Source organism: Bacillus sp. JJ1474, from assembly GCF_036965225.1.
Taxonomy (GTDB): Bacteria; Bacillota; Bacilli; order Bacillales; family Cytobacillaceae; genus Cytobacillus.
Window position 1 is genome coordinate 1 of record NZ_JBALPC010000195.1, and the last position, 9849, is coordinate 9849.

General features: G+C 39.6%; 8 protein-coding genes, 1 pseudogene and 1 other annotated feature. Of the genes and pseudogenes, 5 read left to right on the plus strand and 4 right to left on the minus strand.

Annotation, left to right across the window (positions count from 1 at the left end):
- The first annotated feature begins 67 nt into the window (after positions 1–67).
- The 3 genes from V7164_RS21210 to V7164_RS21220 all read left to right on the plus strand — a co-directional run bounded on the left by V7164_RS21210 (position 68) and on the right by V7164_RS21220 (position 3630).
- Positions 68–1819, plus strand: coding sequence for a SulP family inorganic anion transporter (locus V7164_RS21210; protein ID WP_335355166.1), 1752 nt, complete (start codon positions 68–70; stop codon positions 1817–1819).
- A 30-nt stretch (positions 1820–1849) separates the two neighbouring features.
- Positions 1850–2197 (plus strand): ArsR/SmtB family transcription factor, encoded by a 348-nt coding sequence (locus V7164_RS21215; protein ID WP_335347275.1) that lies wholly within the window; start codon positions 1850–1852, stop codon positions 2195–2197.
- Positions 2198–2508: 311 nt separating this feature from the next.
- The gene (locus V7164_RS21220; protein ID WP_335355171.1) at positions 2509–3630 is read left to right on the plus strand and encodes an MFS transporter; all 1122 of its coding nucleotides are present in this window, start codon (positions 2509–2511) and stop codon (positions 3628–3630) included.
- Positions 3631–3685: 55 nt separating this feature from the next.
- Here the strand turns inward: V7164_RS21220 and V7164_RS21225 are convergent, their stop codons facing one another.
- Complete coding sequence (locus V7164_RS21225) at positions 3686–4852, minus strand: pyridoxal-phosphate-dependent aminotransferase family protein (protein WP_335355167.1); 1167 nt, start codon at positions 4850–4852, stop codon at positions 3686–3688.
- Positions 4853–4970: 118 nt separating this feature from the next.
- Positions 4971–5159: a binding site (T-box leader), on the plus strand.
- Positions 5160–5207: 48 nt separating this feature from the next.
- Here V7164_RS21225 and nhaC point away from each other — a divergent pair.
- Together nhaC and V7164_RS21235 are read left to right on the plus strand one after the other, a co-directional pair.
- A complete protein-coding gene (gene nhaC / locus V7164_RS21230) occupies positions 5208–6632 on the plus strand; it encodes a Na+/H+ antiporter NhaC (RefSeq protein WP_335355168.1) in 1425 nt (474 codons plus the stop codon).
- Positions 6629–7495 carry an MBL fold metallo-hydrolase gene (locus V7164_RS21235; RefSeq protein ID WP_335355169.1) on the plus strand — a complete coding sequence of 289 codons (867 nt, stop codon included), beginning with the start codon at positions 6629–6631 and terminating at the stop codon, positions 7493–7495. Before nhaC ends, V7164_RS21235 begins: the two co-directional genes overlap by 4 nt.
- An 85-nt stretch (positions 7496–7580) precedes the next feature.
- Here V7164_RS21235 and V7164_RS21240 read toward each other — a convergent pair.
- From V7164_RS21240 to V7164_RS21250, 3 genes and pseudogenes are all read right to left on the minus strand, one after another.
- Positions 7581–7907: pseudogene (locus tag V7164_RS21240) on the minus strand (redoxin domain-containing protein); the annotation flags it as partial.
- A gap of 18 nt (positions 7908–7925) precedes the next feature.
- A complete protein-coding gene (locus tag V7164_RS21245; protein ID WP_335348315.1) occupies positions 7926–8093 on the minus strand; it encodes a lipoprotein in 168 nt (55 codons plus the stop codon).
- 383 nt (positions 8094–8476) lie between these two features.
- Positions 8477–9736, minus strand: coding sequence for an MFS transporter (locus V7164_RS21250; RefSeq protein WP_335355170.1), 1260 nt, complete (start codon positions 9734–9736; stop codon positions 8477–8479).
- Positions 9737–9849 lie beyond the last annotated feature (113 nt).

A 9849-nucleotide genomic window follows, 5' to 3' on the forward strand; every position in this document is an offset into this window, starting at 1 on the left:
ATTATAGTATATTCAAATAATCAAATATACTAATATATTAAGATACTAAAAATAAAGAAGGGGTAATATGAAGCAAGAAAAATGGTTTTTCACTGGCAGATATAAAGGGTATTCTCTACAAGGCTTCCAAAAGGATCTTTTATCTGGATTAGTTGTAGGTGTTATTGCCATCCCTCTAGGCATGGCATTTGCTATTGCATCAGGAGTCAAGCCTGAGTATGGAATCTATACAACTATTATTGCGGGAATCTTAATTTCCGTATTTGGGGGATCAAAATACCAAATTGGCGGTCCAACCGGGGCTTTTATCCCGATCTTATTCGGAGTTGTTATTACCTATGGCTATGAAAACCTTCTTATTGCAGGATTTTTGGCGGGAATTATCCTCTGCTTAATGGGTGTATTTCGGTTAGGGGCATTAATTAAATTCATTCCAAGACCTGTTACGATCGGATTTACATCGGGAATTGCTGTCATTATTTTCACAGGGCAAATCGCCAATTTTCTAGGCCTGCAGGGCGTTAAACAGCATGAATTATTTCACGAAAATATTGTAGAAATTTTTAGTCATCTGCAAACGATTAATATCTTTAGTGTGTTAACCGCTGGCATTTGTTTAATAACTATTATTCTCACACCTAAGCTATTTCCGAGAGTCCCTGGCCCTTTAATTGGGTTGCTTTTATCAACGATTGTTGCCTTCATCTTTTTTCCTGGAGAAGTTGCTACAATCGGATCTACGTATGGGGATATTCCAAGTACTTTACCGCAGTTTTCCCTTCCGGACATTACTTTGGACAAAATCGTTCAGCTTATTAGACCTGCTTTTGTCATTGCCATCCTTGGTGCGATTGAATCCTTGCTCTCAGCCGTTGTAGCGGATGGGATGACGAACAGCAAACATCACAGTAATCGTGAGCTTGTCGGTCAGGGTGTGGCCAATATCATTACTCCATTATTCGGAGGGATACCGGCAACAGGCGCAATTGCCCGTACAGCTACCAATATAAAAAATGGAGCAGTATCCCCTTTCTCTGGGATCATCCATGGGTTCATGGTATTATTAATACTAGTACTCTTTGCTCGGTATGCTTCAAGCATTCCGTTGGCCAGTATGGCGCCGATATTAATGGTTGTTGCCTGGAATATGAGTGAAAGACATGTATTCTATCATGTACTTAAGACAAAAACAGAAGATTCCCTCGTCCTGTCTGTTACCTTTCTATTAACCGTATTTATAAATTTAACGGTAGCAGTTGAGGTCGGGTTATTATTAGCCGTCATTCTATTTACGAAACGAATGAGTGACATAATGGTCACTGCTAAAGCATTGCCAGATCATAAGAACAAGCACGAAAAGGTACGAACCCATATGGTCACAGATACTAATGATTGTCCGCAAATAAGTATTTACAATATTGAAGGTCCTTTATTCTTTGGCGCGGCGCAAACCTTTTCACAGACCATAATGAGCACCATCAATTATAAACCAAAGGTGTTGCTTCTAAGAATGTCAAAGGTTCCATTTATGGATACTACGGGAGAGGCTTCTTTAGCTAACATTATTAAGGACTTTTCCAAGCATGGCACAGTCTTAATCTCCGGATTAAGGCCACAGCCGATGAAAATGATGCAAAAGACTGGCTTATTCGATGCAATTAGAGAAGATCATTTCTTCGAACATACAGGCGAAGCGATTGATTATGCGTTACAAGAATTAAATAGAGAGAAATGCCTAGGCTGCAAACACTTTGCCTTTAAGGAATGCACTGCGCTATCCTCCAAGGCGCAAACGGGTAAAAAGGCATTTACTTCATAAAACTGCACTAAATAAAGAGGGGTTATTCAAATGAACCTTGAAATGCAAAAATTCAAAGCAGATTTCTTTAAAGCTTTAGCCCATCCGCTTAGAATACGAATTCTTGAGATTCTCTCAGATGGAGACAAAAGTGTAAATGAAATTCAATCAATCGTTGGAAGTGAAGGTTCTGCTGTATCCCAGCAGCTAACAGTGTTACGATCAAAAAATATTGTAACTGGTACAAAGGATGGAAATCGGGTGATTTATTCATTAAGAGATCCAATGATTATCGAATTGCTTCAGGTGGCAAGGCAGATTTTTAATAATCATCTTGTGGATGCAATTTCAATGTTGGATAAATTATCGGAGATGGAAAGCAATGAAGAAACAGACTGACACAGCTTTTAGTTGCTGTGTTTTTTGCATAGTATAATGTGAATCTCAATCAGTGTTATAGACTGTGAACCTGTAATAAAACAAAGAATAATTCCCTTCCGGTGGATAAAACTAAGGCAGACCTTTTAAATAGAGATCTCATCCAATCTTATGTACATTGGACATTATACTTAGTGGCCCTAAATATAATAAATAATCATTTGAGTGTTACACAGGGGGAAATGATATTGAGCAAACATATAGTGGATGAAACTCTTCCGAATAAGATTGGGTCCGATAAGATTTGGACGCGGGATTTTATTTTGATTGTTATGTCCAACTTTTTTATCTTCCTTGGATTCCAGATGACGCTGCCAACGATCCCGCTTTTTGTCGAGGAATTAGGCGGAAATGATCAGCTCATCGGCATAGTAGTAGGAATTTTCACATTCTCCTCTTTGCTTCTTCGTCCTTTTGCCGGGCATGCATTAGAATCAAGAGGCAGGCGTTTTGTTTACTTATTTGGGCTGGGGATATTTGTGATCTCAGTAGGATCATTCGGTTTTGTCCCAAGTTTATTTTTTCTTTTCTTTATTAGAATTGTTCAAGGAGTTGGCTGGGGCTTTTCCACAACTGCTTCTGGAACGATCGCGACTGACCTTATCCCCCCAAGAAGGCGCGGAGAAGGAATGGGATATTATGGACTTTCAGGCAATATCGCATTAGCACTTGGACCCACTCTAGGCCTTGCCCTAACAGGCACTATTTCTTTTAAGATGTTATTTATAATTTGCTCACTCCTTGGATTAATGGCCTTCATTCTATCGTTGAAAATTCGCTATAAACAAGTTGATCCCGCAGCTGTGCAGCAGCCTCATAAAAAGTGGGATTTCTATGAGAAAAGTGCACTTCCACCTTCAGTACTGTTATTCTTTTTAACAGTAACTTTTGGAGGAATCGCCACCTTCCTGCCCCTTTATTCCGCGCAAAAAGGGGTCGAAGGAATCCAATGGTACTTTCTGCTTTATGCATTTGCTTTATTGTTATCACGGACATTTGCTGGAAAAATTTATGATCAAAAGGGACATAAGGCCGTTTTTATCCCAGGGGCTATTCTTATATTAATTTCGATGGGATTACTTTCATGGCTGCCGGGTAGTTTGATTCTCTACATAGCTGCTATTCTTTATGGCTTAGGTTTTGGCACCGTTCAGCCTGCCTTGCAGGCATGGTCAGTAAAGGAAGCTCCTCTTCATCGGAGAGGTATGGCCAACGCAACCTTTTTCTCATTTTTTGATTTAGGTGTGGGAATTGGAGCCATAGCTTTCGGCCAGATTGGACACTGGTTTGGATATAGTGCGATTTATATGGTAGCAGCTGTCTCCGTACTTTTTTCTATCATTCTTTACCTCTATTTTGTAGCCAGAGCCCGTGAACAAGCTTTTAGCGGATAATATTATTAAGAAAAAAAAGCCTTGTAAGGTATACGCTTGCAAGGCTTTCTTGTTTTTAACGGACAGGTGTCGCCAACTCTCTAAAACGCATCACAGCTTTTTCTGTGTCGGCCTCAAATCCTTGTTCTCTCAGCGTCTCTCCAATTAAAACGACTGCTTTTTCAAGCATCTGATCGGTTGTATTTCCCATATGGCCGATCCGGAATGCTTTGCCAGCCAAATGAGCAAGAGCTCCTGCCACAATTAGTCCTTTTTCAGCTAGGGCAGCCCGGAAAGCAGCATCATTCATGCCATCTGGATAAAAAATACAGCTTAATGTATCAGCCGCAACCGCCTCGTCCGCTATAGCTTTCATCCCGTATACGGCAAGAGCAGCTCGAACCGCTTTCCCAAACGCTTTATGACGTTTATAGCGATTTTCCATCCCTTCAGCTAATACGAGCTTTATCCCTTCTTCATAGGCATAGATCAAATTGACTGGCGGAGTAGCAAAATATTTGGAAGGGTCATTCATAATTGGAATCCAATTGTTAATATCACAATAGTACGCAGGCACACGCTTTATTTGTTCTCGTGCAGCCAATGCCGTTTTATTAAAGGCAACAATTGCGATTCCCGGCGGTACACCGATTGCTTTTTGGGAGCCTGATAAAACAACATCAATCTTCGCATTTTCATCCCCATAAGACTTGCTCATATCCTCTTCCATTGCAGCTGTAGCACAAACACCATCAAGGATGATTAGGGCACCATGGCTCTTAATAATCGGTACTAAAGTATTTAAATCTGCTGAAACACCTGTGGATGTATCGGCATGTGTAATCGTAACAGCCTTGAAATTTCCGGACGCAAGCTTTTCCTTAACTTCATCGGGATCAACCCGTTTTCCCCATTCTGATTGAATAACCTCGGCTTCAATCCCGAATGCGTCGGCAATTTTGATAAAGCGATCTCCGAAAAAGCCTTGACTAATGACAAGAATCTTTTCTCCGGCTTCTACCGTATTAACGAGAGCCATTTCCATAGCAAGTGTTCCAGACCCTGAAATCACAAATACTTCTCCATCAGTGTTTAGCATTTCCCTTGTCTTCTCAATAGCACTCCGGTAAATAGCTGTAAACCTATGGTCTGTATGACTTCTTGTTTCCTCTGCGAGTGCATCATAAATAGAATCAACAACAGGTGTCGGTCCCGGTATGAGCAACATTTCTTTGTTACGCATGAACATCCCCCTTATCGAATTTATTAAGCAATCATTCCATACTATTAATACNNNTTGACTGATAAAGGAATTTAATAATATGATAGTACTATACTTGATTACACAAAAGCATAAAAGCACAAAAGCGTTGAACTATTTAAGTAGCTCATACACTCTTGAAAGACAGAGACTTGATGGTGGTGAAAATCAGGCAAGGTGTATAGTGAAATACAGTTAGGGAGCTGTTTTTCCGGTTTCGGCCGTTATCTAATAAGAGAGCAGAGTAATCTGCTAACTAGGGTGGTACCGCGGAGCTTCCGTCCCTTTTGGGGATGGGGCTTTTTTTGTTTTTTTGCTTAGAGAAGGAGAATATAATATGAAAAAGGAACTTAGCATTGGGATGTCTGTCATTCCAATACTTGCATTAATCATTTCTGCAGCTTTATCGATATTTATTTGGAAAGCAGGTATGCATATCCCATTAATGATTGGGGTTATCCTAGCTGCAATCGTAGCGAAGGTTTGCGGCTGGAGCTGGGATGAAATCCAAAATATGATGGTTCAAGGAGTTGCTAGAGCTTTACCAGCTGTATTTATTTTGCTTATTATTGGCATGATTGTTGGCTCATGGATCGCAAGCGGTGTCATCCCAACAATCATCTACTATGGTCTATCCATCATAAAACCAGAATTATTCGTCCCTATTGTAGCACTTGTTACTGGTATTGTGTCAGTAACATTAGGAAGCTCCTTCATATCTATTGCAACCATCGGCCTTGCTTTTATGGTGATTGGGGAAGGACTTGGATTTCCCCCGGGTCTTGTTGCTGGAGCAGTGATTTCAGGAGCTTATTTTGGAGACAAATTATCTCCCGTTTCTGACACTACAAATATTGCACCTGCCATGGCTGACACAGATTTATTTAGCCATATTAAGCATATGCTTTGGGACACGCTCCCTGCATATTTTTTGTCCATCTTAATGTATTGGATTGTTAGTAATTCCGGAGCGACAAGTGTTGGGGCGGATGCAAATGTCATTGATATGATCAAGGTTGGTCTAAATGATGTATTTTTAATTCATCCGCTATTATTGCTGATGCCAGTACTAACAATCATCCTAATGATTTTACGTATACCAGCCATCCCTGCGTTAATGAGTGTTAGTCTTTTAGGTGGTGTGCTTGCCGTCTTTGTCCAAGGAGCATCCGTATCTTCCATTATCCAAGTCATGACAAACGGATATTCCGCTGATTCTGGTGTTGCAGCATTAGATTCCTTGTTAAATAACGGCGGCATGATGTCAATGCTTGGTACAATTGCTTTATTAATCATCGCGACTGCACTTGGAGGTATATTAGAAGAAACAGGATCCTTTGAAATATTAACTCGAAAAATGATGGCGAAGGTCAAATCTGCAGGAACCTTAATTAGTTCTACGATTCTTTCTACTTTTGTAGTAGCTTTTGCAAGTGGTGCTCAATTTTTGGCGATTATTTTACCAGCCAGAACCTTTGTAAAAAAATATAAAGAAATGGGAATAGATACGAAAAACCTTTCAAGATGTGTAGAAGCGGCTGGAACGGTTGGGATTAACCTCGTACCATGGAGTGTCCCTGCTGTATTTGCAATGAGCATCCTTGGCGTTTCACCTGGCGAATTTATTCCGTACGCTTTCTTTGTTTTCCTAGTCCCGCTTATCAATATCCTATTCGGCTTCACTGACTGGACGATTTCAAAGAAAAATTATCATGAAGAAGATAAAAGGATTTTAAAAAACAGAGGAGAAATTTTACAATGAGCGAAGTGATTTTACATGTATTAGGAACAGCACAAGATGCAGGACTTCCACATCCAAATTGTATTTGTAAAAATTGTACAGAGGCGATTAACAATCCTAATCTTCGGCGCCTTGCCGCCTCATTGGCCATCGTTCTTCCGAATGACCGAAAATGGCATTTGATTGATGCGACTCCTGATTTAAAAGAACAGATGGTAAAGCTGCAATTAAAATACAGCTTGCAGGGCCAGCTTATGGATAGCATCTTTTTAACGCATGCCCATTTAGGTCATTATCCGGGGTTACTCTTTTTGGGGCGTGAAGCAATTGGTGCTGCTGGAACTCCTGTGTTTGCAGGTCAAAAAATGAATCAGCTGCTACATGAACAGGCGCCATGGAGTCAATTAACCAAGCTTAAGAACATCGTAACGCATGAAATTAGGAATGGACAGCCACTTCCCATATCTCAGCAAGTTTCAATTATTCCAATTGATGTTCCGCATCGAAATGAATTCTCTGAGACTTTTGCATTTGTGATTAGCGGACCGAATAAAAAAGTCCTCTACATTCCAGATATCGACCGCTGGAATGAATGGGACCAAGACATATACAATGCTTGCCAAGAGGTTGACATCTGCCTGCTTGATGGTACCTTCCATTCATCAAAAGACCTTGAAAAAATTGGCCGGGATTTTCGAGAAATTCCCCACCCTCTCATGACAGAAACAATGGAGAGGCTTCAAGATTTAGTTGGAGAAAAGGAAATATATTTTACCCATCTTAATCATTCGAACCCTGTTATTGACTCTGATCGTCAAATTCGAAGGCAAATTGAGGATAGAGGTTTTCATATAGCAGAGGATGGGATGGAATTTAGATTGTGAGGTTTGTTGCAATCATAAAGTTTTTTCGATAACAAAAATTATAGCCAGTCCCTTAGTATTTGTTATACTCAGGACTGGCTATATTTTATTGTTTAATTTTTTTATATTCCTTCTCAATATCTTGAACAGTTTGTTCGATCTGTTCTCCCCAATGATCATTTACTTTTTTGAAAACGATTTTCCCATTTTGATCCAAAATTCCGTAGCCGCGATAAGCAACATCACCATTCTTCATTCCGAATCGGTCAATTAATTCCATTTTCGGGTCAGAAATAAACGGCAAACTTGTACCAAAATAGTCCTTTAAATGGCTGTATAATTCCTTTTGCTGTTCCGGTGTATCATGGCTGATAATAAACATTTCCATATCCATGTCATCTAACATGTCAAGATTTCCATGCAACTCAACTAGTTGCTGCTGACAAAGTCCTCAGGTGTATGTTGTAATAAAAAAGAACAATGCTGGCTTCTCTAATGGAAATGTAACTTCATTGTTATCTTGATCTGCTAATGTAATTGGATCTTCTAAACCCTTTTGACCACAAGCAGCAAGAAATAGCACTGCTGCTAGGGTCAGCAAAACCATTCGTAATTTCATGTTGTCTCCTTTCTAGGTTCAAACGCCTAATCCCATTGAAAAAGGCTTTAGGGCATTTTTACTCACATTTATCATTTCACAATAGATATATTATAATAGATAACCTCTGTAATCCACTTTTTAAGATCAAATAAGGGATAAAAGTGTCAAAGTATGTCTTTTTACAGAAGTTTATAGGACACTTTACAGATGAAACTAACATAGTATGTCCTTTAACAACAGCTTAAAGGACATATTACACATGAAACTAACATAGTATGTCCTTTAACAATAGCTTAAAGGACATATTACAGACAAAAACTGTCAAAGTATGTCCTTTAATTGGAGTTTATACGACACATATTGGATGAATTAATCCTCAAGTCCTTCATCATGTCTACTATTCATAAAGCACTTACTGTATTCTTTAATGGCCCCTGCTTCTTTTTAAAACTCAACACAAAAAACGTTGCTACAATACAAAGTACACCTGCTGAAATAAACGTGATCGAATAGCCATTAAAAATTTCATAAAAGTAGCCGCCTAAAAACGCAGCAACACCCGAGCCCACTTGGTGAGCAGCAAACACCCAGCCATAGACGATCGCTCCCCGCTCTTTGCCAAAGTATTCTGAGGCTAACCGGATGGTTGGTGGCACGGTTGCGATCCAGTCCAAACCGTAAAATACAGAAAAAGCGACAAGCATTGGATAGGATCGTAAATCAAGTGCATACGGTAGGATGATTAGGGATAATCCCCGAAGTCCGTAATACCAAAATAATAACCATCGATTATCGAACCGATCAGATAACCATCCCGAAATCATCGTTCCAATAATATTAAAAATCCCCATAAATGCAAACAAGCCTGCTGCATTTACTTCTGATATACCATACAAACCACAGGCCGCGATAAAATGCGTCCCAATCAATCCCGCAGTGGATAAACCACAAATAAAAAAGCTAATGGATAATAACCAAAATGGAACCGTACGAACACCTATCCATAATACCTCGAATGCTTCCTTAATTGGATTTTTTTTATTCTGAATAACAGGGGCAATTTGATTTGCGACTGCACCGTAAGGGATTAGTCCCTTATCAGCCGGTTTATCTCTCATCCAAATTGCTATAAGGGGAATCATCAAGACACCTAACCCAATAAATACATAAATCCCTGTTCTCCACGAAAAAGCCTCAGTCAAATTGGAAAGCAACGGAAGAAAAATCATTTGCCCCGCGGCAGTAGCTGACATTAGTATGCCGACAACGATTCCCTTTCGTTTTTCAAACCAATTATTAGCTATAGTTGCTGCTAAAACGGTAAGAAAAACCCCGCTGGCCACTCCAATCATAACTCCCCAAATGAGGTTCAGATGCCAAATTTGACTCATAAATAAGCTAGCCGTCATTCCGATTACTAGCACGAGCATCGCATATGCCATCGTTTTTCGAATACCAATTCTTTCAAGCCCGGCTGCAATAAACGGACCTGAGAATCCATATATCGTTAAGTTAATTGCAAAGGCAAACGAAATAGAGGAACGGCTCCATTCAAATTCCTGCTCCAGTGGTATAATGAGTATACCCGTAATCGAGCGAATGCCTGCAGCAATTAGTATGACAAAGAATGTCAGCCATACCACTATCCAACCATAAAACAAAATCTCACCCTCCACATTCATACTAAATGCAATAAAAATATAATACTACTGTTTTAAACTTCATAAAAGAAAAACTTTTCAGATATTAGGTAATTCAAAAAATATTAGTTTAC

Coding starts and splice junctions, on each gene's coding strand:
- V7164_RS21225 (WP_335355167.1), bottom strand. CDS start 4,852: ATGCGTAACAAAGAAATGTTGCTCATACCGGGACCGACACCTGTTGTT.
- V7164_RS21220 (WP_335355171.1), top strand. CDS start 2,509: ATGTCCAACTTTTTTATCTTCCTTGGATTCCAGATGACGCTGCCAACG.
- V7164_RS21235 (WP_335355169.1), top strand. CDS start 6,629: ATGAGCGAAGTGATTTTACATGTATTAGGAACAGCACAAGATGCAGGA.
- nhaC (WP_335355168.1), top strand. CDS start 5,208: ATGAAAAAGGAACTTAGCATTGGGATGTCTGTCATTCCAATACTTGCA.
- V7164_RS21210 (WP_335355166.1), top strand. CDS start 68: ATGAAGCAAGAAAAATGGTTTTTCACTGGCAGATATAAAGGGTATTCT.
- V7164_RS21245 (WP_335348315.1), bottom strand. CDS start 8,093: ATGAAATTACGAATGGTTTTGCTGACCCTAGCAGCAGTGCTATTTCTT.
- V7164_RS21215 (WP_335347275.1), top strand. CDS start 1,850: ATGAACCTTGAAATGCAAAAATTCAAAGCAGATTTCTTTAAAGCTTTA.